This window comes from Neobacillus sp. DFD-2R (assembly GCF_057747865.1).
Map to the genome: position 1 here is coordinate 4,010,934 of NZ_CM173228.1, position 25,701 is coordinate 4,036,634.

General features: G+C 39.7%; 26 protein-coding genes. All 26 read right to left on the reverse strand.

Going from position 1 to position 25,701, the window contains the following annotated elements; translation table 11 throughout:
- Positions 1 to 50: 50 nt before the first annotated feature.
- Entirely contained in the window at positions 51 to 932 is an 882-nt protein-coding gene (gene dprA, locus AC3ANV_RS19975) for a DNA-processing protein DprA (RefSeq protein WP_488310419.1), read from the reverse strand.
- A 100-nt stretch (positions 933 to 1,032) separates the two neighbouring features.
- Entirely contained in the window at positions 1,033 to 1,935 is a 903-nt protein-coding gene (gene sucD, locus AC3ANV_RS19980) for a succinate--CoA ligase subunit alpha (RefSeq protein WP_488310420.1), read from the reverse strand.
- A 23-nt stretch (positions 1,936 to 1,958) separates the two neighbouring features.
- On the reverse strand, positions 1,959 to 3,119 hold the full coding sequence (gene sucC / locus AC3ANV_RS19985) for an ADP-forming succinate--CoA ligase subunit beta (protein WP_488310421.1): 1,161 nt from the start codon (positions 3,117 to 3,119) through the stop codon (positions 1,959 to 1,961).
- A 485-nt stretch (positions 3,120 to 3,604) separates the two neighbouring features.
- Positions 3,605 to 4,402 (reverse strand): ribonuclease HII, encoded by a 798-nt coding sequence (gene rnhB, locus AC3ANV_RS19990; RefSeq protein WP_488310422.1) that lies wholly within the window; start codon positions 4,400 to 4,402, stop codon positions 3,605 to 3,607.
- 60 nt (positions 4,403 to 4,462) lie between these two features.
- Entirely contained in the window at positions 4,463 to 5,341 is an 879-nt protein-coding gene (gene ylqF / locus AC3ANV_RS19995; protein WP_488310423.1) for a ribosome biogenesis GTPase YlqF, read from the reverse strand.
- Between the two features lie 19 nt (positions 5,342 to 5,360).
- Positions 5,361 to 5,918: a signal peptidase I gene (gene lepB / locus AC3ANV_RS20000; RefSeq protein WP_488310424.1), complete on the reverse strand. Its 558-nt coding sequence runs from the start codon at positions 5,916 to 5,918 to the stop codon at positions 5,361 to 5,363.
- 225 nt (positions 5,919 to 6,143) lie between these two features.
- Positions 6,144 to 6,488, reverse strand: coding sequence for a 50S ribosomal protein L19 (gene rplS / locus AC3ANV_RS20005; protein WP_307406791.1), 345 nt, complete (start codon positions 6,486 to 6,488; stop codon positions 6,144 to 6,146).
- Positions 6,489 to 6,633: 145 nt separating this feature from the next.
- Entirely contained in the window at positions 6,634 to 7,377 is a 744-nt protein-coding gene (trmD, locus tag AC3ANV_RS20010; protein ID WP_488310425.1) for a tRNA (guanosine(37)-N1)-methyltransferase TrmD, read from the reverse strand.
- Positions 7,374 to 7,892 (reverse strand): ribosome maturation factor RimM, encoded by a 519-nt coding sequence (rimM, locus tag AC3ANV_RS20015; RefSeq protein ID WP_488310426.1) that lies wholly within the window; start codon positions 7,890 to 7,892, stop codon positions 7,374 to 7,376. Before rimM ends, trmD begins: the two co-directional genes overlap by 4 nt.
- Before the next feature lie 14 nt (positions 7,893 to 7,906).
- Positions 7,907 to 8,293: a YlqD family protein gene (locus tag AC3ANV_RS20020; protein WP_488310427.1), complete on the reverse strand. Its 387-nt coding sequence runs from the start codon at positions 8,291 to 8,293 to the stop codon at positions 7,907 to 7,909.
- A 94-nt stretch (positions 8,294 to 8,387) separates the two neighbouring features.
- Complete coding sequence (locus AC3ANV_RS20025; RefSeq protein ID WP_488310428.1) at positions 8,388 to 8,618, reverse strand: KH domain-containing protein; 231 nt, start codon at positions 8,616 to 8,618, stop codon at positions 8,388 to 8,390.
- Positions 8,619 to 8,630: 12 nt separating this feature from the next.
- A complete protein-coding gene (gene rpsP / locus AC3ANV_RS20030; protein WP_071356109.1) occupies positions 8,631 to 8,903 on the reverse strand; it encodes a 30S ribosomal protein S16 in 273 nt (90 codons plus the stop codon).
- An 89-nt stretch (positions 8,904 to 8,992) separates the two neighbouring features.
- Positions 8,993 to 10,345 (reverse strand): signal recognition particle protein, encoded by a 1,353-nt coding sequence (gene ffh, locus AC3ANV_RS20035; RefSeq protein WP_488310429.1) that lies wholly within the window; start codon positions 10,343 to 10,345, stop codon positions 8,993 to 8,995.
- A 12-nt stretch (positions 10,346 to 10,357) separates the two neighbouring features.
- A complete protein-coding gene (locus tag AC3ANV_RS20040; protein WP_488310430.1) occupies positions 10,358 to 10,690 on the reverse strand; it encodes a putative DNA-binding protein in 333 nt (110 codons plus the stop codon).
- A 200-nt stretch (positions 10,691 to 10,890) separates the two neighbouring features.
- Positions 10,891 to 11,877, reverse strand: coding sequence for a signal recognition particle-docking protein FtsY (ftsY, locus tag AC3ANV_RS20045; protein ID WP_488310431.1), 987 nt, complete (start codon positions 11,875 to 11,877; stop codon positions 10,891 to 10,893).
- Positions 11,878 to 11,894: 17 nt separating this feature from the next.
- Positions 11,895 to 15,461 carry a chromosome segregation protein SMC gene (gene smc, locus AC3ANV_RS20050; RefSeq protein ID WP_488310432.1) on the reverse strand — a complete coding sequence of 1,189 codons (3,567 nt, stop codon included), beginning with the start codon at positions 15,459 to 15,461 and terminating at the stop codon, positions 11,895 to 11,897.
- A gap of 53 nt (positions 15,462 to 15,514) precedes the next feature.
- Positions 15,515 to 16,258 carry a ribonuclease III gene (rnc, locus tag AC3ANV_RS20055; RefSeq protein WP_488310433.1) on the reverse strand — a complete coding sequence of 248 codons (744 nt, stop codon included), beginning with the start codon at positions 16,256 to 16,258 and terminating at the stop codon, positions 15,515 to 15,517.
- A 160-nt stretch (positions 16,259 to 16,418) separates the two neighbouring features.
- Positions 16,419 to 16,652: an acyl carrier protein gene (gene acpP, locus AC3ANV_RS20060; protein ID WP_307406479.1), complete on the reverse strand. Its 234-nt coding sequence runs from the start codon at positions 16,650 to 16,652 to the stop codon at positions 16,419 to 16,421.
- A gap of 72 nt (positions 16,653 to 16,724) precedes the next feature.
- A complete protein-coding gene (fabG, locus tag AC3ANV_RS20065) occupies positions 16,725 to 17,468 on the reverse strand; it encodes a 3-oxoacyl-[acyl-carrier-protein] reductase (protein ID WP_488310434.1) in 744 nt (247 codons plus the stop codon).
- Entirely contained in the window at positions 17,465 to 18,412 is a 948-nt protein-coding gene (gene fabD, locus AC3ANV_RS20070; protein ID WP_488310435.1) for an ACP S-malonyltransferase, read from the reverse strand. The genes fabG and fabD overlap by 4 nt, the downstream gene beginning before the upstream one ends.
- Before the next feature lie 13 nt (positions 18,413 to 18,425).
- Positions 18,426 to 19,430 (reverse strand): phosphate acyltransferase PlsX, encoded by a 1,005-nt coding sequence (plsX, locus tag AC3ANV_RS20075; protein ID WP_488310436.1) that lies wholly within the window; start codon positions 19,428 to 19,430, stop codon positions 18,426 to 18,428.
- A gap of 12 nt (positions 19,431 to 19,442) precedes the next feature.
- Positions 19,443 to 20,009, reverse strand: coding sequence for a transcription factor FapR (gene fapR / locus AC3ANV_RS20080; protein WP_488314283.1), 567 nt, complete (start codon positions 20,007 to 20,009; stop codon positions 19,443 to 19,445).
- Between the two features lie 165 nt (positions 20,010 to 20,174).
- Positions 20,175 to 22,223 carry an ATP-dependent DNA helicase RecG gene (gene recG / locus AC3ANV_RS20085; RefSeq protein ID WP_488310437.1) on the reverse strand — a complete coding sequence of 683 codons (2,049 nt, stop codon included), beginning with the start codon at positions 22,221 to 22,223 and terminating at the stop codon, positions 20,175 to 20,177.
- A complete protein-coding gene (gene sdaAA, locus AC3ANV_RS20090; RefSeq protein ID WP_488310438.1) occupies positions 22,207 to 23,103 on the reverse strand; it encodes an L-serine ammonia-lyase, iron-sulfur-dependent, subunit alpha in 897 nt (298 codons plus the stop codon). Before sdaAA ends, recG begins: the two co-directional genes overlap by 17 nt.
- Positions 23,104 to 23,199: 96 nt before the next feature.
- On the reverse strand, positions 23,200 to 23,862 hold the full coding sequence (gene sdaAB / locus AC3ANV_RS20095) for an L-serine ammonia-lyase, iron-sulfur-dependent subunit beta (protein ID WP_488310439.1): 663 nt from the start codon (positions 23,860 to 23,862) through the stop codon (positions 23,200 to 23,202).
- 141 nt (positions 23,863 to 24,003) lie between these two features.
- On the reverse strand, positions 24,004 to 25,686 hold the full coding sequence (locus AC3ANV_RS20100) for a DAK2 domain-containing protein (RefSeq protein ID WP_488310440.1): 1,683 nt from the start codon (positions 25,684 to 25,686) through the stop codon (positions 24,004 to 24,006).
- Positions 25,687 to 25,701: the final 15 nt, after the last annotated feature.

Genomic DNA, 25,701 nt, shown 5'->3' on the forward strand with positions numbered 1-25,701 from the left:
ATCTCTCTTACCTAAAATTACTTGAATCTCTTTAATATTATTAACCTTATTTATAATCTAATTTCCTCTAAAATATCCTCTGCTTTCATCACTAACTTTGCTCCTTGCTGGATCAAGTCATTCGTCCCCACCGAAAAAGGATTAAAAATGCTGCCCGGGAGTGAAAAAACATCCCTTCCCTCATTAACTGCATAGTTCGCAGTAATTAATGATCCGCTTTTTCGTTTTGCTTCAATAATGAAAGTGCCATTTGAAAGGCCGCTTATTATCCGATTTCGGGCAGGGAAGTGCCATTTAAGTGGCTTTGTATCCGGGGGATATTCTGAAAGAACCAGCTGGGTTTTCATTAATTCTAATGCCAGGTCCATATTTTCTTTTGGATATATATGATACAAACCACCGGCAATGACGGCAATCGTGTTTCCGCCATTTTTTATCGCATATTCATGTGCCAGTGCATCAATTCCTTTAGCTAATCCACTGACAATCAACACCCCTTTTTCAATCAATCCCGGAAAAATGAGTCGAATCGCATTTTTTCCATACTGTGTAGCTTGCCGGGAACCAACTACTGCAAGTTTTGGTTTTTTTTCAAGCATGGATAGATCTCCTTTTGCAAACAAAGCCCATGGCGGCTGGTAAATTTCTTTTAATGCTGAAGGATACTCTTTATCAAAAATTGAGATCACTGCAATGTCGTTAGTTTCATACTGGCGAATTTGTTCATGGATGATTTCGCATTGAAGGTTATTTATCGAAGTGTAGGAGGGGGGGATTAGAGTATTTTTAGGTGCAACTAGAAAACTCTGTTGAAATAATTGCGGATTCAGTGTTTGAAGAGTCGGGTCTTTTTTTAGAATTTGAAATACGCTATTCCATGAGATATTTGGATAATGAAGCAAAGAAATAAGCTTTTCCTTAAAGGCATCCATATTAATTCTCCTTTTTAAGATTATTAAAAATATGTGTAAATAGCCCCTCAAAAATATGAGGGACTATCTGATCACAAATCTAGAAGTTTTGATTTTTTAATTAGTGAGTTTTGCACTTTTCGTACAAACCTTTTTCTTTTAATACTTCGATTAATGTTTCACCCATAACGGATGGAGTGTCAGCTACTTTAATACCGCATTCGTTCATAACGCGGATTTTTTCATCAGCTGTACCTTTACCGCCCGATATAATGGCACCGGCATGGCCCATACGCTTTCCTGGAGGTGCAGTTCGCCCGCCGATAAAGCCGACAACAGGTTTTATCATATTTGCTTTTACCCATTCAGCTGCTTCTTCTTCTGCTGTACCGCCGATTTCACCAATCATGATAACCGCATATGTTTCCGGGTCTTCATTAAATGCCTTTAGGACATCAATAAAGTTAGTACCGTTAACAGGGTCTCCACCAATACCAACAGCAGTAGTTTGACCGATTCCAGCCTGCGTTAATTGATGAACAGCCTCATACGTTAATGTTCCGGAACGTGAAACAACACCTACATGGCCTTTTGTATGGATGTATCCCGGCATAATTCCAATTTTACATTCATCCGCAGTAATTACACCAGGGCAGTTCGGACCAACAAGACGAGTCTTTTTGCCTTCCATGTAACGTTTTACCTTCACCATATCCAGTACCGGGATATGTTCAGTTATACAAATGGCTAGATCCAATTCTGCATCAACTGCTTCAATGATTGAATCAGCTGCAAATGGGGCTGGAACATAAATAACGGATGCAGTTGCACCTGTTGCCTCAACAGCTTCTTTAACTGTGTTAAAGACAGGTACTCCCTCTACTTCCTGTCCACCTTTACCGGGAGAAGTGCCCCCAACGATTTTAGTGCCATATTCAAGCATCTGTTTTGTATGGAAACGGGCTGTTCCACCCGTAATTCCTTGAACAATTACCTTCGTATCTTTATTAATAAAAACGCTCACGTTAATTCCCCTTTCTATGGATCCTATTTCACCAATGAAACGATTTTTTGTGCGCCGTCAGCCATGGATTCAGCAGCTGTAATGTTTAGTCCTGACTCAGCAAGGATTTTCTTACCTAAGTCAACATTCGTTCCTTCTAATCGAACGACAAGTGGAACACTAAGTCCAACCTGCTTAGCCGCTTCAACTACGCCCTCAGCGATTACATCACACTTCATGATTCCGCCAAAGATATTTACAAAAATACCCCTTACGTTAGGATCAGAAAGGATAATTTTAAATGCTTCAGTAACCTTTTCAGCTGTAGCACCGCCCCCAACATCAAGGAAATTTGCAGGGTCTCCGCCATAGTGTTTAACGATGTCCATTGTAGCCATAGCAAGACCGGCACCATTAACCATACAGCCAATATTTCCATCTAAAGAAATATAACTTAAATCATATTTAGATGCTTCGATTTCTTTTGCATCTTCTTCTTCAAGATCCCGATATGCAAGTACGTCTTTTTGACGATATAATGCATTGGAGTCAAAATTTAATTTTGCATCCAACGCAATTACTTTCCCATCACCTGTAACGACAAGCGGATTAATTTCAGCAATGGAGCAATCCTTATCAATGTAAGCATTATATAATGCTGTCATAAATTTTACAGCTTGATTGACCAGTTCTTTTGGAATATTGATATTAAACGCGATTCGTCGCGCTTGGAATGGCTGTAAACCAATCACAGGATCAATTTCTTCTTTGAAAATTTTCTCAGGTGTTTTTTCTGCTACTTCTTCGATTTCGGTTCCGCCTTCTTCAGAAGCCATTAACACAACGCGAGAAGTGGCACGGTCTAATACTAAACCAACATAATATTCTTTTTTAATGTCGCAGCCTTCTTCAATTAGCAGTCGTTTTACTTCTTTTCCTTCCGGACCTGTTTGATGTGTCACTAATGTTTTCCCTAAGATTTCGTTTGCATATGTACGAACTTCATCAAGGTTTTTTGCAACTTTAACACCACCGGCTTTTCCCCGACCGCCTGCATGGATTTGCGCCTTTACAACACATATCTGTGTTCCTAGTTCTTTAGCAGCTTCTACAGCTTCTTCAACCGTAAATGCCACTTTTCCATTTGGAACTGTAACCCCATATTTTCTGAGGATCTCTTTTCCTTGATACTCATGGATATTCATTTCCCATCCTCCTATCAAACTCTTCAAAAAATTGACTCCGTTTTCATTTTATATAATGACACATACCTTGTCCACCATTATCAAATGGAACTATATTAATCCTAAAATTCAGAATAATCAAATCGCATTAGTTCAGTATACTTAAAAGACTTTAGTGTTAATTTTACTGCATTTTATTTTACTAAAAAAATAAAAACAGGCAAAAAGCCTGTCAGGCTGTCGAAAAACTTTCGATAGCTTTTTATTTAATTCATGTTCTTTAACAATTCACCGCGTTAATTTATTATAATATTATTTATATATAGGCTTTTCAACATGTCGGTTGATTTGCGCTCCAGGCGCTTTGGCGCCTGCGGGGTCTCCCCTGCCCCGTACTCCCGCAGGAGTCTTCGCGCCTTCCGCTCCAATCAACAGTCCATTTAGCAGTAACAATCAATTAATAAAAATCGGTATTTTTGATTCTGACAAATAAAAAGCCTGTTTTGTTAATTTCCGTCAAAATCCCAGAGGTCGCCTGATAGAAGATTTTTAACTGGTGCAAAGGTTTTGCGGTGATAGGGAGTTATACCATGCTGCCCGATGGCAAAAATATGTTCTTTTGTTCCGTAGCCCATGTTTTGCTGAAAGCCATAGGCAGGGTAAATAACGGCTAGTTCCTTCATTAGTTGATCTCTTGCAACCTTTGCAACAATTGAGGCAGCTGCAATAGAAATGCTTTTTGCATCACCTTTAATTATTGAATCAGTAGGATAGGGGGTATCCAACTTCATTGCATCGATTAATAAAAAATCAGGTTTAAGTGAAAGCGAGACTATCGTGGATTTCATTGCTTTTTTTGTTGCCTCATATATATTTATTTCATCAATCTCACTGGCGTGAATCATGGACACACTGAAGGCTAGAGCTTCTTTTCGAATAACCGCGTCATATTCCAGTCGTTTTTTTTCAGAGAGCTTTTTAGAATCATCAATTCCTGCCAGGAAAAAATCCTCAGGTAATATGACAGCAGCAGCTACAACAGGGCCTGCAAGGGGGCCACGGCCAACTTCATCCACTCCCGCAATATGTTTATAACCCTGTGCACGATATTTTCTCTCAAAAAAATTCATTTCATTAAATTTTGCTTGGAGAATTTTTTCCTGTTCCCTTCGTTTTCTCCATATGGCTAACTTGTTTTGGACACCTTTTCGTTCATCCATTCCAAGCTCCAGTAAGAATGGATCCTTCTCATCCAGAATGGTCTTCAGCTGTTTTTCTATTTGTTCAATTGATAGTCTTTTCATCCCACTCACCCGTTAGTTTTTTTACATTGAAAAAGTAAAGCTCTCCAAAATGGAGAGCCACTATTCCAATTCCTCATTTTCCTGTACAAGTAAATCTCCTGGTCTCTCAAATGAAAGCGGCCCGAATTTCTCAGATCTTATCTCTCTAATAACCAATTCCGCAACTTTATCATAATCAACAAGACCTCCGCCCATTAAGCAGCCTCTTAGCTTGCCGATATGGTCAAATACTTCAACCACATCTTCAGGAACAGAATCAAATTGATAACGTTCTTTTAAGCGTTCAGGGTACTTCTGCTCCAAAAACCTTATTGAATAGACCGTCAGATCCTGCAGATTTAATAATGTGTCTTTAATGGCACCTGTAATTGCCAGTTTCATACCAACTTCTTGGTCTTCAAACTTTGGCCATAATATCCCTGGAGTATCCAGTAATTCCATCTCTTTGGCAACTTTAATCCATTGCTGAGATTTTGTTACCCCGGGAGTATTCCCGGTCCTAGCAATATTTTTTTTAGCGAGTCGATTAATAAGCGTCGATTTGCCCGCATTTGGAATTCCAACAATCATGGCTCGAATGGCTCTTGGTTTTACCCCTTTTGCCTTCAGGCGGTCAAATTTTTCCTTCAAGATTTCTTGTGACGCTTGGGCGATGTCCCGCATACCTTCTCCTGCTTGAGAATTAATAGCAAGAGCCCTTATCCCCTGCTCCGCAAAGAAGGAGATCCATTCCCTTGTCGCCTCTTTATCTGCCATATCAGCTTTATTTAATAAGACCAATCTTGGCTTATGCTGAATGATTTCATCGATCATAGGATTTCGTGAAGAATAAGGTATTCTCGCATCGACCAATTCAAAAATAATATCTACAAGCTTTAATTTTTCTGTGACCTCTCTGCGAGCCTTGGCCATATGGCCTGGAAACCACTGGATCGTCAAAGCTGCCACCTCCCTAACTCTATTTCACTGACTCGATATGTGCGTCTTTTAAAGGCCAATAAACAATACTTGCTTTACCGATTACTTTGCTCATTGGAATCGCCCCGATATGCCTGCTGTCCTTACTAAAGCGGCGATTATCTCCCATGACAAACAATTCCCCCGGCGGAACTGTTTCACGGCCTATTTTTTCCTTTAATGTAAATGGGTCTGTTAACGGTCCATCCTCTACCTGCTTCTTATATTCATCCAAATATGGTTCTTTATACGCTTTTCCATTTACGTATAATGTATCATTTTTGTACTCAATCCGGTCGCCTGGAAGACCAATTACCCTTTTTATGTAATCTTTATTTTCCGGTGCATGAAAGACAATGATATCAAAGCGCTTTGGCTGTCCTACTTTATATGCCAGTTTATTAACAATCATTCTATCCTGATCGTGTAAGGTCGGCATCATCGATAACCCATCTACCACAATTGGAGCAAAAAGAACGTAGCGAATAACCCCTGCTAGCAAAACAGCAATTAAAAGGGCCTTCGTCCATTCCCAGAGTTCATTTTTCTTTTTAGTCATTCTATAGTCCCCACCAATCTCTGCAAAAAAATGTTTTATAAAGCCTATTTTACATAACTTCAGTACATTTAACACGATGGGATAAAGTTTTTAATCAAACTTTAATAGTTTGTTTAAAAATCAGAAACAATTTGATTCCGTCTACTAACATTATTTTTACATATAGAAGGAAAAGATATGTATGAAAAAAGAGCTTGCTCACAAGCAAGCTCTTTTCTTTTCATATTATCGAATCTCTTTAATTCTTGCTTTTTTACCGCGAAGTTTACGCAAGTAGTAAAGTTTAGCACGGCGGACTTTACCGCGGCGGATTACTTCAAGCTTCGCAATTTTTGGTGTGTGTACAGGGAATGTACGCTCAACGCCTACACCGTAAGAAACTTTACGAACTGTGAAAGTTTCGCTAATTCCACCACCACGACGCTTAATCACAACACCTTCGAATAACTGAATACGCTCACGAGTACCCTCGATAACTTTAACGTGTACACGTACAGTATCACCAGGACGGAAAGCTGGAAGATCAGTGCGAAGTTGTTCTTTTGTGATTTCTTCAATCAATTTTTGCATCGTTTTCAACTCCTTCCAACAGACGCTCATGCATATCTATCTACATTTCCATTGCAGCGGAACATCGTTATAAGACTCTGTCCGAATTATATTCAGCTCAAGTCACAAGAAATATCATACCATAAAGGCAAGGCATGCGCAATCATTACTTGTGTTCTTTTTTCACTTCTTGTAACCATTTTTCCTGCTCTGCAGTCAATTCCATATTATCTAATAAATCAGGCCGCCGAAGAATCGTGCGGCGTAGTGCCTCTTTGTTCCGCCATTCTTCTATTAATTTATGATTACCTGATAAAAGGATTTCCGGAACCTTCATTCCCCGAAAATCGGCAGGTCTCGTATAGTGAGGATGTTCAAGTAAACCTGTGCTAAATGAGTCCTTCATATGTGACTCCTGATTACCCAACACTTCAGGTAAGAGCCGAACCACACTATCAATGACAACCATTGCCCCGAGCTCTCCCCCCGTTAAAACATAGTCACCAATTGAGATTTCATCCGTTACTACATGCTCACGAATTCTTTCGTCATAGCCTTCATAATGACCGCATATAAAGATTAAATGCTCTTCCTTGGCCAACTCTTCCGCTTTCCTTTGGTCATAACGTTCTCCTTGTGGACAAAGAAGAATTACTTTTGTTTTTTTGCTGTCCGCATTTTCCTTTAATGCAGCAACAGCATCGAAAATTGGCTGTGGCTTTAGCACCATTCCGGCACCGCCCCCATATGGGTAGTCATCTACTGTGTTATGCTTGTTATCGGCATAATCGCGAAAATTGACAACATTATATTGGACGGCTGATTTTTCAGCTGCCTTTTGCAATATGGATTGCCCGAATACACCCGAAAACATTTCCGGAAAAAGCGTAAGAACATCAATCTTCATCATGAAAATAACCCTTCCATTGGGTCGATAACAATGACTTTTTCTTTTACATCTACTTTTTTAACTACGTCATGGATATAAGGAATCAACAATTCTTTACCGCTCTTGCCTTTTACCACCCAAACATCATTAGCACCCGGAGTAAGAATTTCAGTAATTTTCCCAATCTCTTCTCCATTTACGGTTACGACATGACAGCCGATAATTTCGTGAAAATAGAATTCATCTTCCTCCAAATCACCAAGTTGTGATTCCGGAACCTTCAGGATACCGTCGCGAAACTTTTCAACATCATTTATGTTTTCTAACCCTTCAAAAGTAAGCAGTTCAAAATTCTTATGGCTGCGATGGCTTTTAATTGTTAACTCAATCGGTGTATTCGATTTTGGTAAAAATAAATACAGAACATTTCCGATCTTATAACGCTCCTCAGGAAAGTCTGTCCTTGATATAACCCGAACCTCACCTCTTATTCCGTGAGTATTGACAATTTTCCCTACATTAAACCATTTATCCATTTAGCTTTTCACCTCTATCGTATTTCTTCTATGACGCCATCCTTAATTATGATTGTAGTTTGTCCCATTCGTTCATCCCATACATCTCCGACCTTTATTTCGATCAGGGCTTGAACCTCTTTTTCCTTTAATTCACTGCCTATTGGCAGCATATGTAGTTGTTCAATTTGAAACTCAAGAAGCTTTTCTTTTTCATATCGCTTTTGAAGCTCTTTTTCAAAGTGTTTCCTTAGTTCACTTGGTTGAAACTTTTTCGTTTTTTCAAGTTTTTTTAGTTCAAATTGAAGCTGTTCATATTCTTTTTGCAATTGCAACTTCCGGGCAAAATATTTTTCAAGTAATTTTTGTTTGCTGTTTTCCGTCAAAATTTGTTTTACCACAACAGTTTGAATCAGTTGCATTTCTCTGCCACCTTCATCCATTCTAAGATTTTATCTTTTTTGAATGAGCAAAAAGGGAGGGTTTATACCCCTCCCTTCATCTAGATGCAAAAAGCTATTCACCAATTTCTAGAAAAATTTTCTTCTGTTGTGATGATCCTGCTGCATAGACAACAGTCCTAATGGCCTTTGCAACGCGCCCCTGCTTACCTATCACTTTTCCCATATCCGTCTGGTTGACAGAAAGCTGATAGGTAACCCGGTTGTCATCTTCGAGGACATCCACATGAACGTCTTCGGGAAAATCGACAAGGGGCTTAACAATCGTTTCGATCAATAGTTTCATCGTCGACTTCGATTACTTGCTTAATTTAGCATTATGGAATTTTTCCATGATGCCTTGGTTTGAGAACAGGTTACGAACTGTATCAGATGGTTTAGCACCGTCTTGTAACCATTTAAGAGCTAATTCTTCGTTGATTTGAACTTGAGCAGGTTGTGCAACCGGATTGTAAGTTCCAACGATTTCAATGTAACGTCCATCACGCGGTGAACGGGAATCAGCTACTACAATACGATAGAAAGGAGTTTTTTTAGCTCCCATACGTTTTAAACGAATTTTTACTGCCATTTTAAATAAGCACCTCCGAATAGTCTAACACAATAAATTATATTACCAGAATGTTAATATGTTTGTAAAGTCTTTTTTCTTTACAGGAACTAGAAAGGTTTAAACGGAAATTTAAATCCGCCTTTTTTCTTTCCTTTTTGCTGCATTCCTGTCATTTGCTTCATCATCTTTTTCATATCTTCAAATTGCTTCAGCAAGCGGTTTACCTCAGGGACAGTTCGTCCGCTTCCTTTGGCAATCCGTCTTTTGCGGTTTGAGTTCATGATTTCCGGATGACTTTTTTCTTCTTTCGTCATCGACCTGATAATCGCCTCAACATGTGCAATTTGCTTTTCATCGATTTGCAGATTATTCAAACCCTTGATTTTGTTTGCACCGGGCATCATTTTTAATAATTCATCAAGTGGACCCAAATTACGAACTTGGCCAAGCTGATCCAAAAAGTCGTCAAGCGTAAACGTAGCTGTCCGCATTTTCTGTTCAAGCTCTTTTGCCTTTTGTTCATCAACATTAGCCTGTGCTTTCTCAATAAGTGTCAGTACATCACCCATGCCAAGGATTCTAGATGCCATCCTCTCAGGGTGAAACGGCTCAAGGGCATCCATTTTCTCGCCAAGACCAACAAATTTAATAGGAGTTTGAGTGACTGCACGAATAGAAAGTGCCGCGCCGCCTCGAGTGTCGCCGTCAAGCTTTGTTAGCACTACCCCGGTTAATCCCAGCTGTTCATTAAAGCTTTGAGCCACATTCACTGCATCTTGACCTGTCATTGCATCAACAACAAGAAAGATTTCATCCGGCTTTGTTAATTCTTTAATGTCCTTTAGCTCGTCCATTAATGCTTCATCGACATGAAGTCGTCCTGCTGTATCGATTAGCACATAATCTTGATGATCTTCTTTGGCTTTATCAATCGCTTGTTTCGCAATTTCGACAGGGCTCACCTGATCCCCAAGTGAAAAAACCGGCATATCCAGTTGTTTGCCAAGTGTTTGAAGCTGCTTAATTGCAGCTGGACGATAAATATCGGCAGCAACAAGTAAAGGTTTTCGGTTATACTTCTTTCGAAGCAAGTTAGCAAGTTTACCTGTCGATGTTGTTTTACCGGCTCCCTGCAAACCAACCATCATAATGACAGTTGGCGGTCGGTTAGATGCAGCGATTTTACTTTGCTCGCCCCCCATTAATTCAGTTAATTCTTCATTAACAATTTTAATGATTTGCTGACCGGGGGTTAAGCTTTTCAGCACTTCCTGCCCTATAGAACGTTCACTAACTTTTTTAACAAAATCTTTAACGACTTTGAAGTTTACGTCCGCTTCGAGAAGCGCAAGACGAACTTCACGCATCATGTCTTTTACATCCGCTTCTGAGACCTTTCCTTTTCCGCGGATTTTTTGGATTGTACTTTGCAGTCGGTCGGCTAATCCTTCAAACGCCATTTATGCCGCCTCCTAATCTAATTTCTCAAGCTCGGCAACTGCTTCTAGTATTGCCTGCTTTGAAGGGTGTTCCTCATTTAGCAATTCTTTAAAATGCCTTAAAAGCCTGCTGCGCTCTTGAAATTTTTGGAATAATAACAACTTCTCCTCATATTCCTCCAGCATTGCTTCCGTACGCTTTATATTATCATATACGGCTTGGCGGCTAACATCGTATTCTTCAGCAATTTCTCCTAGGGAGTAATCATCTAAATAATAGAGAGACATATAGCTTTGCTGCTTTGGCGTTAACAACGAATAGTAAAAATCATAAAGATAGTTCATTCGTGTCGTCTTTTCAAGCATGCTAATCCCTCCTTGTGTTAAGTGAAAAGCCTTTACAAATGTAGTTTACACAGTCAGACCGGGTCTGTCAAGAATATGTCTTTACATGTTAAGAGATTAAAAACTTTAGAGGTTTAAGTAAAAATATTCTTATAGATTGGCAACTCTTCCCGGTAATGAGAAGCAGTATTTCTAAAAAATAAGGCTTTTAAAACCTATCATCATTCTGATTTTTCCACTTGGTCCGCAAATAACCCATAAACATATTTTTCAGCATCGAATTCTTGAAGGTCGTCCATTTTTTCACCCAGACCGACAAATTTTACCGGGATCTTTAATTCATTACGAATAGCAAGGACAATTCCACCTTTTGCTGTTCCATCTAACTTAGAAAGAACAATTCCACTAACATTTGTTACTTCTTTAAAAGTCTTTGCCTGGATTAGAGCGTTTTGACCTGTTGTTGCGTCAAGGACTAGAAGCACTTCATGGGGTGCTCCCGGAATCTCTCTTTCGATTACCCGCTTCACCTTTTCGAGCTCTTTCATCAGGTTGACCTTATTTTGCAGACGACCAGCTGTATCGCATAATAATATATCGGCTTTCCGCGATTTTGCCGCTTGAATCGCATCATACATAACGGCTGCCGGGTCGGACCCTTCCGCTTGTTTAATGACATCAACACCGACTCTTTCTCCCCAAACTTCAAGTTGCTCAATAGCACCTGCACGGAAAGTGTCCCCTGCAGCCATTAAAACTTTTTTTCCTTCACTCTTAAACTTATGACCAAGCTTCCCGATAGTTGTTGTTTTCCCTACTCCATTTACGCCGACAAATAAAATAACGGTCAATCCATCTGCTTGAAAATTCAATTTTGCGGATTGTTCGCCGCCTGTATGGTAAATTTCGACAAGCTTCTCAGAAATTACGCTTTGAACTTCCCATGGGTCTTGTATATTACGGCGTTTCACTTCCATTTTCAGCTCATCAATCAATTTCATCACCGTATCAAAGCCGACATCTGCCTGGATTAAAATTTCTTCCAGTTCTTCAAAGAAGTCCTCATCGACTTTCCGGTATCTGGCAACAAGATCGTTTACTTTTCCGGAAAAGTTATTCCTTGTTTTCGTTAAACCTTCCTTAAACTTTTCAGTAACAGTATCCGTTTGTTTCGTGATTTTTTCTTTTAATTTTTTAAAAAAGCTCATTTTTTTCACTTCCTTTATTAAGATTCAACAAGTTCCTTCGTATCCTCTAATCGGACAGATACCAGTTTAGAGACCCCGGATTCCTGCATGGTTACACCATATAGTACATCCGCTTCCTCCATTGTGCCTTTTCGATGGGTAATGACGATAAACTGAGTTTCAGTGCTATATCGTTTTAAATATTGGCTGAAGCGATGGACATTAGCTTCATCAAGTGCAGCTTCCACCTCGTCAAGAATACAAAATGGCACAGGACGTACTTTTAAAATTGAAAATAGCAAGGCAATCGCTGTCAGTGCCCGCTCTCCTCCGGATAAAAGCCCTAAATTTTGAAGCTTTTTTCCAGGTGGCTGGGCAACAATTTCAACACCGGTATTCAATAAATCCCCCGGTACTGTTAGCCTAAGGTCCGCTCTTCCGCCGCCAAATAAGGCACGAAAAACGGGTTCAAAATGTTCGCGAATTCCTTCAAACGTTTGTTGGAAACGTTTCTTCATTTCTTCGTCCATCTCTTCAATAACTTGAAAAAGGGTATCTTTAGCTTCCTGAAGATCAGTCCGTTGTTCATTCAAAAATTCATAGCGCTCGTAAACACGTTCATACTCTTCAATCGCTCCGAGATTAACATTTCCAAGCTCTTCAATTGCCAATTTAATTAGTTTTACCTTTTTTCGTGCTTCATCTACGGGGATCGTTAATGGATATTGTTCTTTTGCACCATCAAACGATAATAAATACTCTTCGCGAAGGTGAGCCAGCCGATTTTCAAGCTCCACATCCAAGCGATTAATCTTTACTTCTTCATCCTTTAGTATCTCAACCATACCCTTATGAAGCCGCTTTAATTCTTTTGCTTCTAATTCTGCACCTTCAAGTGTACTTTGAAGCTCCAGTCGTTCATGTCTTCTTGAAGAAATTAGTTTAATTGTTTCTTCTTTATCCTGTTGCTTTCGTTTGGCAGCCACATCTAATTGTTCCTCACCGGATGAACTATTACTCATTTCAGAAGATAACAAATGAAGATCTTCCGTATAATTCGTAAGCCTAAGTTCACTGTCTTCCAAGTCTTCCTTTATTAGGGCAAACCGTTCTTTTGAATTTAAAAACTGTTCATTTTTCGATGCAAACTCTACCTTTAAATCACTTATTTCATTCGTAAGTGCTTCTTTCGATGTCAAATCACTTGTCTTTTGTTGTGTAAGCTTCACAATTTGACCATCCAGGGCTGCGATATCCTCCTTATAAGTTTCCATCGCTTTGGACAATTCTTGCTTTCTTTTCACCAATGACTCTTGTTCCTTTGTAAATTGTCCCTTTTCAAGATCATAAATGGCTAAACGGTCATTGATATTCTTTTCTTCGAGTTCTGCATGAAGAAGATCCCCTTTCAATGACTGTTCCTCTATTCTTAATTCTTCGCCGTCTTTACGCATGTCTTCAAGCTGGAATTGATACTTTTGAACATCTTCTTTTAATGTTTTAACAGTTGTTTCTAAACTAACTGTTTTATCATTCATAATAGCCAGTTTTTCTTTTAATTCCTCAAGCTCACCTTTTCGTGTTAAAAGCGAAGAAGTTTTTTGCTTAACGGCTCCACCTGTCATTGAACCGCCAGGATTAACGATGTCACCATCGATCGTAACCAAACGGACGCGATATTGGAGAATCTTGGCCAATTCATTTGCACCCTTAAGGTCTTTCGTTATGACTACATTGCCTAAAAGGTTATTCATGACCTCTGAATACTTTTGCTCAAATTTAACAAGGCTAACCGCCGGCCCTATTAAAGACGGATGATTCTGTATGGATGACATTTGTGCTGCAGTCAATGGTCTGCCTTTCATCACGCTTAAGGGTAAAAAAGTTGCCCGGCCATATGAATTCTGTTTTAAATATTGAATCGCCGTTCGAGCATTTTGCTCTGTATCAACGACAATATGCTGCAGTGCACCGCCAAACGCTGTTTCAATAGCCATTTCGTACTCTTTCGGAACGGCCACGAGTTCCGCAACAGCGCCTTCAATCCCATTTAAGGTTTTCCCGCGGGCCTTAAGAACTTCTTTTACCCCTTGAAAGAAGCCGGAATAATCCTCTTCCATCTCTTCAAGCATATCTTTTCTGGACTTCGCCTGTTGAAGAATTTGATATGCTTGGTATAAAGTCTTTTCTTGTTTTTCATAATTGGTTTTCAAAGACTCAAGCCTATACTGTTGTTCACGAAATGATACCACTTGATCTGCCAGTTTTTTTTGAATTTCTTCTAAGGCTTGTTGGATTTGAAACTTTTTTGTTTGTGCACCTTGTCGGTCTTGGATGAATTTTTCATTTTCGGTATCAAGGCGGGAGCTTTTTCTCTTCTGTGCTTCAAGCTGTTGTTCAATATACTTCAGTTCATTTTTTGCACCCGCTTGATCATTAAGAAGCTCAATGTACTCACTTTTTAATGAATCAATTTTTTCATCAATATTTTCTGTATATAGCAGCAGTTTCTCCTGCTTTTCTTTTAACATTTCTTGTAGTTTTTTTGCCTGCTCGCCAAGAACTTTCACAGACTCTGCTTGAGTATCCCGATTATTTTTTAGCGTACTTATCTTTTCAGTTAAGTCAGAAATATTTTTTTCCAGTTGCTCTTTATTTTGGGAAGCATTTTTCTTTCGTTCCTTTAAAACTTCTTTTCTCCCCTCAAGCTTTTCAAGTTCTTCACTAGCATGAAGAAGAACATTTTGCAAATCTGAAATTGATTCATCCAATGCGGTCAAATGATCCCTGGTCTCTTCAATTTTTGCTTCCTTTTTTTGCAGCTGTGCAGAAAGCTTAAGTTCTTCCTGCTGATGTTCCCCAAGCTGTTTGGTAAGCATTTCCCATTTTCGATGAAGGTCTTCAATTTCATAAACCGTTAAGGCCACTTCTATTTTTTCAAGTTCTTCTTTTTTCTCTAAATAGTCCTTTGCCATTGAGCTTTGAATTTTTAACGGCTCTACCTGTCCTTCAAGCTCATATAATATATCATTAACACGGTTTAGATTTTCCTGTGTTTCCGTCAGTTTTGCTTCTGCTTTTTTCTTGCGATTTTTATATTTTAAAACCCCTGCTGCTTCTTCAAAAATAGTTCGGCGATCTTCCGCTTTACTGTTTAAGATTTCTTCTACCTTTCCTTGGCTTATAATCGAAAATGCTTCTCTTCCAAGGCCCGAATCCATAAATAAATCAATAATATCTTTAAGCCTGCACGCCTGTTTATTGATTAAAAATTCACTTTCTCCAGAGCGGGACACCCTTCGAGTTACACTTACCTCATTGTAATCGATTGATAATCCTTGATCTTGGTTATCGAGCGTCAAGGTAACTTCAGCATAATTAAGAGCCTTTCTCGAATCACTGCCGGCAAAAATGATATCCTCCATTTTGGAGCCTCTGAGTGATTTAGCCGATTGTTCACCTAATACCCAGCGGATTGCATCGGTGATATTACTTTTTCCACTTCCATTCGGACCTACCACAGCAGTTACTCCAGGTACAAAATCCACTCCAATTCGATCAGCGAAAGATTTAAATCCAATGATGTCCAACCGTTTTAAAAACATTTCTTATCCTCCCTTTACTGACCGGGATTTCTCCTAAGCATATAATATTGTAATTACAAGGTTGTTTTTGCTTTAAGTACCTCCAACGCCATTTGGGCAGCATGCTGTTCCGCTTCTTTTTTAGATTTTCCCGTTCCTATCCCTAATTGTTCCTCATTCAACGAGACTTTGGAAACAAATTCCTTATTATGAGCAGGTCCTTTTTCTTGGAGAACGCGATATTCAATCACACCTGTCCCATCCCGCTGAATTAATTCCTGCAGTTGGCTTTTAAAATCCATCACATGAGAAAAAGCACCTGCATTTATTTTAGGAAACACCACTTTCTCGAGAAATTCAATGACGCTTTCAATTCCCTTATCCAAATAAAGAGCCCCAATGAATGCTTCAAAAACATCTGCCAGGAGTGCCGGGCGCTCTCTTCCGCCGGTCATTTCTTCTCCTTTTCCTAACAGAATTAATTTTCCAAAACAAAGTTCATTAGCAAATGAAACTAACGACGGCTCACAAACAATCGCTGCCCTGAGTTTCGTCAATTCCCCTTCACTCATCATTGGATATTTTTTAAAAAGGAATTGGGATACAGTAAGCTCGAGTACGGCATCTCCTAAAAATTCCAGCCTTTCATTATCTTCATAAGGCTTTTTGCGATGCTCATTCACATAGGATGAATGAGTAAAAGCTTGCTTTAATAATTTTTCGTTTTCAAAACGAAAGCCAATAAATTGTTGAAAATCCTTAAATTGATTTTCTTTTGCGCGATTGTTCACTTCTTTTTCATTCCCATTTCTGCGCATAAAGTCTCCACCTTGCTTCTAATTTAAACACTTCATTACTTAGTTTAAAAAACTTGCTGTTAAAACGCAAAGAAACTTGGCAGCACTATTGGACTGCCAAGTTCTATTTTACAGAATAAAGCCCCGTTTGAAAACGGAGCTTTGTGAGTAAATCCAACGATTACTTCGTGCTATTTATGTAATTAACAGCATCACCAACTGTGCCGATTTTCTCAGCATCATCGTCAGAAATTTCCATATCGAACTCATCTTCTAATTCCATTACTAGTTCAACTACGTCAAGGGAATCAGCGCCAAGATCCTCTTTAAAAGAAGCTTCAAGCGTAACTTGAGACTCGTCTACTCCTAAACGGTCAACGATGATTTTTGTTACACGTTCTAATACATCTGCCATGCTTGTTCACCTCCCCTCAAGCTATTATAGAGTATTTGCCTAAAATAATAAATGCAAATTTAAAATAAAATATTACATTACCATTCCGCCATCAATATGAAGGGTCTGTCCCGTCATATAAGCTGAATCATCGGATGCAAGAAAAGCGGTTACCTTGGCAATATCTTTAGGTTCTCCCAATCTGGCCAATGGTATCTGTTTTAACATCTCGGCTTTTATTTCTTCAGTTAATTTATCCGTCATATCGGTTGTAATAAAGCCGGGTGCGACAGCATTAACCGTAATATTGCGTGATGCAAGCTCTTTTGCTGTTGTTTTTGTCAAACCAATAACTCCTGCTTTTGCTGCGACATAGTTTGCTTGGCCCGGATTTCCGCTGACACCGACAATGGAGGCAATGTTGATAATCCTGCCAACCCGTTGCTTCATCATTTGCCTTGTCACTGCTTTCGTGCAAAGGAATACCCCTTTTAGATTTATATTAATGACATCGTCCCATTCTTCTTCCTTCATTCTCATTAATAAATTATCTTTTGTTATACCTGCATTATTAACAAGAATATCAAGTTTGCCAAAACGGTCAATAGTATTTTTTACCATTTCGTTCACTTCTTCTGAATTTGAAACATCACACTTTACGGTAAATGCATCCCTGCCAAGGGCTTTTATTTCATCGACTACTTCATTCGCTTTTGCTTCACTGCCTGCAAAATTGACTGCTACATTTGCTCCCTGTCTTGCAAGCTCCAAGGCTATTTCTCTTCCTATGCCTCTAGATGCACCCGTAACAAGAGCTGATTTCCCTGCTAAATTCATAGTTTTTCCTCCTTTAGGGCGTCAATTACAGCTTGACAGCTTTCTTCATCCGAAACGGAATACGTTTTTACCGAACGGTTAATTTTTTTAACTAAACCCGTAAGAACCTTACCCGGGCCCACCTCGATAAATGTATCTACTCCAAGATCAATCATTTTTTTGACAGAATCTTCCCATAAAACCGGGGAATAAAGCTGTTCAAGTAGTTTTTCCTTGATTTCAGAAGCCATGCTCATCGGCTCGGCCGTAACATTTGCCACGACGGGAATTTTGGCATCCTTCATGTTCAGACTATCCAATACTTTCCGGAGCTCCGAGGATGCCGGTTTCATTAAGGAAGAATGAAATGGCCCGCTTACCTCTAATGGAATAACTCTCTTAGCCCCTGCTTCTTTTGCTTTTTCCCCTGCCAGTTCTACACCTTTTCTAGAACCGGATATAACAATTTGACCGGGACAATTTATATTAGCGAGAGATACCTGAAAACCTGATTGGTCTACCTCGGCCGTAACGGTCGAAAGACGCTCGCGATCAAGCCCTAGAACTGCAGCCATCGTCCCTTCGCCATTAGGGACGGCACGTTCCATAAACTCTCCTCTTTTTCTAACTGCATACACTCCTTCTTCAAAGGTTAGTGAACCTGCTGCCACAAGTGCCGTATATTCACCAAGACTATGACCGGCTACAAAATCAGCTTGAATACCGGATTTCTTGAAAAAGTCTAAAACCGCTATACTAGTCGTCAGCAAGGCAGGCTGAGCGTTTACCGTTAAAGTAAGTTTTTCCTGCGGTCCTTCAAAAATGACATTACTTAGCTGATCTTTTAACACCTCGTCCGCTTTTGAAAAATACATCATTACCTCCGGATTCTTTTCAGCCAGTTCTTTCCCCATTCCTACTATTTGTGAACCTTGTCCCGGAAATACAAATGCTATCTTACCCATTTCAGCACTCCTTTCAGCGTTCTATTTTAGAAGAATTTGAATCTTCCACCGATTTTTTTATTAGTGTAATAACATCTTTTCCTACCATTTCCCGTGTTTGACGAATGGCACTGAAAATTGATTGTCCGTTTGAAGAGCCATGAGCCTTTATGACCGGAGCTTTTATGCCAAACAATCCAGCCCCGCCATACTCCGAATAATCCATTGTATTCTTTAATGTATATAGATTCGGCTTCAAAACGGCAGCAGCCAATTTACTTTTGAAGCTGCTAGTTAAAGCTGTTTTTAACATCTTAAACATGGAAAGTGCGGTACCTTCAATTGTTTTCAAAACCATATTGCCCGTGAATCCATCTGTTACAACCACATCAGCTACACCTTCCAGCAAGTCACGTGCTTCCACATTACCAACAAAATTCAAATCCGCATTTTTTAAGAGATCAAATGACAGTCTTGTAAGTTCATTACCCTTTTTTTCTTCAGTACCAATATTTAAAAGACCCACTCTCGGTCTAGCAATCCCTCTTACTTTTTCACTGTAGATTGAGCCCATTATTGCATATTGAAGGATATGCTCCGGCTTCGCATCAGCATTTGCACCAACATCCAACAGCAAAAATCCCTCTCCGCCAATGGTCGGCAGGGTTGGGGCAAGAGCCGGGCGATCAATCCCGTCAATTCTTCCCACTACAAAGAGTCCTGCTGCCATTAATGCACCCGTATTACCAGCAGAAATACATGCATCTGCTAAGCCATCAGCTACTTGCTGTGCCGCAAGAACCATCGACGCATTTTTTTTACGGCGAACTGCCCTTACCGGTTCATCAGTTCCCAATATGACCTCAGTTGTATGTAAAATAGTAATTCGATCATGGTTCGTTAAATATTCTTTGATTTTAGTTTCATCGCCGACGAGGGTGATATGTATATCAGAAAATGCTTCTACGGCTTTCATTGCTCCAATCACGATTTCCTTTGGTGCATGGTCACCGCCCATTGCATCGATCGCTAGTTTCATTTTCCTCATCCTTTAATTGTTTTTCGAACGGTACATTTCAAATTCTCCTAAAAAAACGAGCTCATTATTCACATAGCTGTTTACTTCAACAAAGGTTCTACCACTATCCTCATCTATTTTCAACACCTTGGCTTTTGCAATAACCCGCTCATTTTGGTTTACTGAACGTTTAAATTGGATATTTGCTTTTGCGGTTAACGCTAATTCATCATTAATGACGGCGACTGCGAGCGAATTAGCCTGTGCAAAAACATGATGTCCCCGGGCAATTTGGTTCCGCTTAAAGACATGCTCTTCTTTTACATCGAATATCGATATAGCACTTTGGTCTAAATCAATATCGATAATTTCACCGATCACTTCTTCTAAAGGTAAAGAACGAACTTCATCGTCAAATCTCTTCTCAGCCACATGTTTTATCCGTTCACGCAATTCCGGGATCGATAATTCCAGTCGATCAAGGCGAATGGTCTGCACACTCACTTGAAATTTTTCCGCAAGTTCTTCATCGGTTATAAAGGGATTTTCTTTAATTGTTGCCGTTAACAATTGCTGTCGGTCTTTTTTCCTTCTTCTCATCATTAACTCACACCGTCCGAGATCTTATGACTAGGTACTAATAGTAGTATAAAATTTGAAAAAGCAGATTGCAAGATTTACTTTCAAAACCTGCCTCTGCTTTTTCTAAATAGCATTAATCAATTCGGTTTTTCATCAAAAAAGGGAAATTTTCGCAAAAAAATGCTAATCCAGCTTTTCCCCTTCTAAAACTCCTGATTCCTCCAGTGTATTTCTTAAGTATTCATAATCAGGTGAAGTCCAAAAACTTTGGGATTGGATTAGAATAGCTGCATCAGATCGAGCCGTTTCAAGCGCCCGGTAATCATGAACCATATCCGCTACCTTGAATTCAGGAATTCCGCTTTGTTTTTTTCCAAAGAAATCCCCCGGTCCTCGCAGCTCTAAATCCTTTTCACTTAACACAAAACCATCGTTTGTTTCGGTCATAATTTTCATTCTTTCCTGCCCCGTTTCCGACTTTGGTGCGGCAAGTAAGATGCAGTAAGATTGGTCGCTGCCCCTTCCAACACGGCCACGCAGCTGATGAAGCTGTGAAAGACCAAATCTTTCTGCATCATAGATAACCATCATCGTCGCATTTGGGACATTCACCCCTACCTCTACAACGGTTGTTGAAACAAGGACCTGTACTTCATTTGAACTGAAAGCCTTCATAACAATGTCCTTTTCTTCTGAGCTTAAACGCCCATGCATGAGTCCAACTTTATAACGGTTTTGAAAATAATGGGTAAGTGTAGTATGCACATCAATCGCATTTTGTACATCCAGCTTATCTGATTCCTCAATTAACGGACAAATTACATAAGACTGATGTCCTTTTACTAATTCTTTTTCTACAAATGCGAGGACACGCTCAAGCATCTCAGGCTTCGCCCAATAGGTCTCAATGGTTTTTCTTCCTGCCGGCATTTCATCAATAATTGAAACATCCATTTCGCCAAAAACAGTGATGGCGAGAGTTCTGGGAATCGGAGTTGCTGTCATAAAAAGCACATCAGGATTTTCACCTTTTTCACGCAACACTCGCCGCTGCTCAACACCAAAGCGGTGCTGTTCATCCGTAATAACAAACCCTAAGCTCTTAAACGTTACCTCATCCTGAATCAGTGCATGCGTTCCTATTAAAATATCAATTTCTCCTTCAGCTAAATCTTGAAGGATTTCCCTTCTTCGTTTCCCTTTCACAGAACTCGTTAATAATTCGCACCGGATAGCAAAAGGATTCAGTAGACTTGTAAGTGATTCGGCATGTTGTTCCGCTAAAATTTCCGTTGGGACCATTAATGCACCTTGGAAACCGGCGGAAACACTTGCGTATAATCCGATCGCTGCAACAACTGTTTTTCCCGATCCAACATCACCCTGCAGGAGTCGGTTCATTCGAAATGGCGATTTAAGTTCAGTTAAAATTTCATTAACGACCCGTTTTTGGGCATTTGTTAACGAAAATGGCAGACAATCAATAAATTTCTTCAATTTAGCCGGATCATAATTTTGATTAAGGCCCGGTGAATGCTCCCGTTCAAATTTCCGTAATGCTTGCATTTTTAATTGAAATAACAGAAATTCCTCGTAAACAAAGCGGCGCCTTGCTTGCTTCACATCCTCGGAGTTATGCGGAAAATGCATCGCCAAAAGAGCCTCCCGCCGATTTAGCAATCGGTACTTATTCGTTAATGATTCGGGTAGATTTTCTGAAATCAAGTTGCCAAATTGCTTAAATGCAAGATTAATAAATTTCCTCATACCTTTCGTTGTGAGTTTTCCCCTTAAAGCATATACAGGTTCAAATTCCTTAACCTTTGCATTCGTACCTACTTGCATTTCATTAGCGGTAATCGTTTGTCGGTGTGCATCCCATTTCCCTGTGACGGTTATCGTTTCATTCATGATAATTTTATTTTTTAAATAAGGTTGATTGAAAAACACAACCTTGATGAGATACCTGTCAACAAACAGACGAATTGTTAACCTTGATTTCTTCCTTCCATGATAGACAAGAGAAGGTTCACTATGAACCTTCCCTTCTACTGTAACTTTCTCCTCATGCAAAACGTCCGTTAAATCACGAATACGATAATCTTCATAACGATACGGAAAATACTCCAATAAATCTTTAATCGTATAAATATTCATATCGGCAAAGGATTCTGCAGTTTCCTCGCCAATACCTTTTATATTAAGAATGGATTGGTTAAGATTTGGATTCACTTTTCTTTAGCGGAATACCGAAGATCTTTGCTTCGAGTTCACGACCTGTCGGTGTAGCCGCCAACCCTCCCTGCGCGGTTTCTTTAAGTGCTATAGGCATTGATTGACCAATTTTGAACATGGCATCGATTACTTCATCACAAGGAATGCGGCTGGTAATTCCTGCTAAGGCCATGTCTGCTGCGACCATAGCGTTTGCCGCACCCATCGCGTTTCTTTTAACACAAGGTACTTCAACTAGCCCTGCAACCGGATCACATACTAAGCCTAGCATATTTTTTAAGGTAATAGCCATGGCTTCGGCACATTGTTCAGCTGTTCCGCCTGCCATCTCAACGATAGCTGCCGCAGCCATTCCCGAGGCTGAGCCTACTTCTGCTTGACAGCCTCCGGCAGCACCTGAGATTGAAGCATTGTTAGCAACTACAAAACCAAATGCTCCCGCTGTAAAAAGAAAAGAAACCATTTGTTCCCTTGTTGGATTGAGCTTTTTTTTCACAGCAAACAATGTGCCGGGAACTACACCTGCCGACCCTGCTGTAGGAGTTGCGCATATTGTTCCCATTGCTGCGTTTACTTCATTTGTTGCCACAGCTTTACTCACGGCATCTAGGACGGTTTCTCCTGTTAAGAAATTTCCTTTTTCAATATACTTCTGCAAAAGAACGGCATCCCCACCCGTTAATCCGGAATGGGACCTTACACCTTTTATCCCCCGTTCGACAGCTTCTTCCATAACGGTCAAATTTCGGTCCATAAAAGTAATGATTTCTTCTCTTGAACGCCCTGTTACCGATACTTCTTGTTCAATCATAATTTCTGATATTTTTTTATTTTGACTGATAGCAAGTTCTACTAATTCAGCTACATTACGAAACAAATGACTCCACTCCTTGTTGTTATTGGCTATAGATAGTTTCAACATTAAAGGTAGAAAACTGTCAAGCTCCGGCGCCTAGGCGCTGGAGCTTTTCGATTAATCTACAATCTTTGTTACTTTCAAGATGTTTGGAAGCTGTTCTAGTTCGTTTAAGATTTTACTGTCGATATTCTGATCAACTTCGATGGTCATTAACGCTAGCTTTCCTTTTTCTTTTCGTGAGACTTCCATATGACCAATATTGATTTCGTATTTTGCGAGGATATTGGAAACGCTCGCAATTGTACCAAAACGATCATTGTGGACAACTAAGATTGCAGGATGATTCCCGGAAAGCTTCAGTTCAAAACCATTAAGTTCAGTTACTTCAATTTTTCCGCCGCCAATGGAAATACCGACTAATTCAAGCTCACCTTTATCATCGCCAATAATCACTCTAGCAGTATTGGGATGGTCAGTGATTGCATCTTCTTCGATAAAACGCAGTTTAATTCCCCGTTCCTTAGCGATATCAATGGCATTAATAATTCGGACATCATCCGTTTCAAAGTCTAATATTCCGCCAACAAGGGCTACATCTGTACCATGACCTTTATATGTTTTTGCAAATGACCCATATAATGAAATATTAGCCCATTTAGGTTCCCGGCCGAATAAACTCCTTGCCACTCTGCCAATTCTTGCTGCACCTGCTGTATGTGAACTTGATGGACCAATCATAACCGGACCAATGATATCAAACACACTTCTATATTTCACACGTATTCTCTCCCTTATAAATGGAAAGCGGTAAAATCTTCTTTTGATGCTTTCCAATTAAATAAAATAAACATTATTCAAAGGGAAACCTCATTTAAGCAAAAAAAAGAAGGGGATTCCCCCCTCTATTTTATATGTTCCTTATTCAATTGCAAAGATAAAAGAATATAATGGTTGTTGGCCATTATGGATTTCAACGTCAATACCACCAAAATTTTCCTCTACATATTCAACCAGAGGGGTTACTTCTTCTTCGGAAACATCCTCACCATATAATATCGTGAGTATTTCTGAATCTTCATTTATCATAGTAGCAAGTAATTCTTGAGCTGCCTTTACCTTTTCTTTGTTTTTAACCATAATTTTCCCATCTGAGATACCCATAAAATCATCTTTTTCAATTTGTAAACCGTCAATATGAGTATCACGTACGGAAAAGGTAATTTGCCCTGTTTTAACATGGAGCAATGCTTCATTCATCGCTTTCTCATTTGCACTTACCTCTCCTGAAGGGTTAAAAGCTAAAAGTGCGCTCATACCCTGAGGTACTGTTTTAGAAGGAATAACATAAATCTCTTCTTCTGCTACGTCTGCTGCTTGTCGTGCCGCCATAATAATATTTTTGTTATTTGGTAATATAAATACCTTTTTAGCATTAACTTCCTTGACAGCCTTTAGAATATCCTCCGTACTCGGATTCATCGTCTGCCCGCCTTCGATTACAACATTAGCACCGATACTTTTAAATAAATCAGCAATCCCCGAACCCATTGATACCGTTACAATCCCATATTCCTGTTTTGCTTTTGGCCGCTGCGATTTCCCGGAAACAAGTGGGGTCTGAGTTTCTCCGACAATATTAGAGTGCTGCTGACGCATGTTTTCAATTTTCATATTAATAAGGCTGCCGTATCGTTGTCCATAGCTTAATACGTCACCGGGTTGTTCAGAGTGAATATGAACTTTAACTAGCTCATCATCGGCAATAACAAGTAAAGAGTCCCCTAATTGGCTAAGATCATTTCGGAAAACTTCTTCTTTAAAAGGGTTCTTTACCGTCTTTTCCTTTTCAAACTTCACCATAAATTCTGTGCAGTATCCGAAAACGATTTCTTCAGTGTTCATATGGCTTTGTACACTTTTATGATGTTCAGCACTAACCATCTCTTCCATCGATGGAAGTGCGTATGGTGTATCCGGAAGTTTTTCACCTTTTAATTCGGCAAGGAATCCTTCATACACTAAAACAAGACCCTGGCCTCCACTATCGACAACACCTACTTCCTTTAAAACAGGGAGTAAATCAGGTGTCCGCTTTAGAGATGCCCTGGCTTCCTTAAGTACTTCCTCCATGATATCGATAATATTATCTGTTTTTTGGGAAACCTGGACACCCTTCTTCGCCGAGTCCTTGGCAACAGTGAGAATTGTTCCTTCCACCGGCTTCATAACAGCCTTATAGGCCGTTTCTACTCCTGTCTCCAGTGCCAAAGCAAAATCCATCCCCGAAATAACGGATTTATTTTCAACTGCTTTTGAAAATCCACGAAATAACTGTGATAGGATTACACCTGAATTTCCGCGGGCACCCATAAGCAAGCCCTTAGAAAGTGCCACACCAACCTTACCGATATGTTCATGAACATTATTTTTTACTTCCTTTGCCCCTGAGGTCATGGATAAATTCATATTTGTTCCGGTATCACCATCGGGCACAGGAAAAACGTTTAACGCATCGACCATTTTCGCATTTGCAGCTAAATGATTGGCACCTTGTATCACCATCTCCGCAAAACGTTTTCCATCTAATGCTGTTATTGACACAAAACTTTCCTCCTC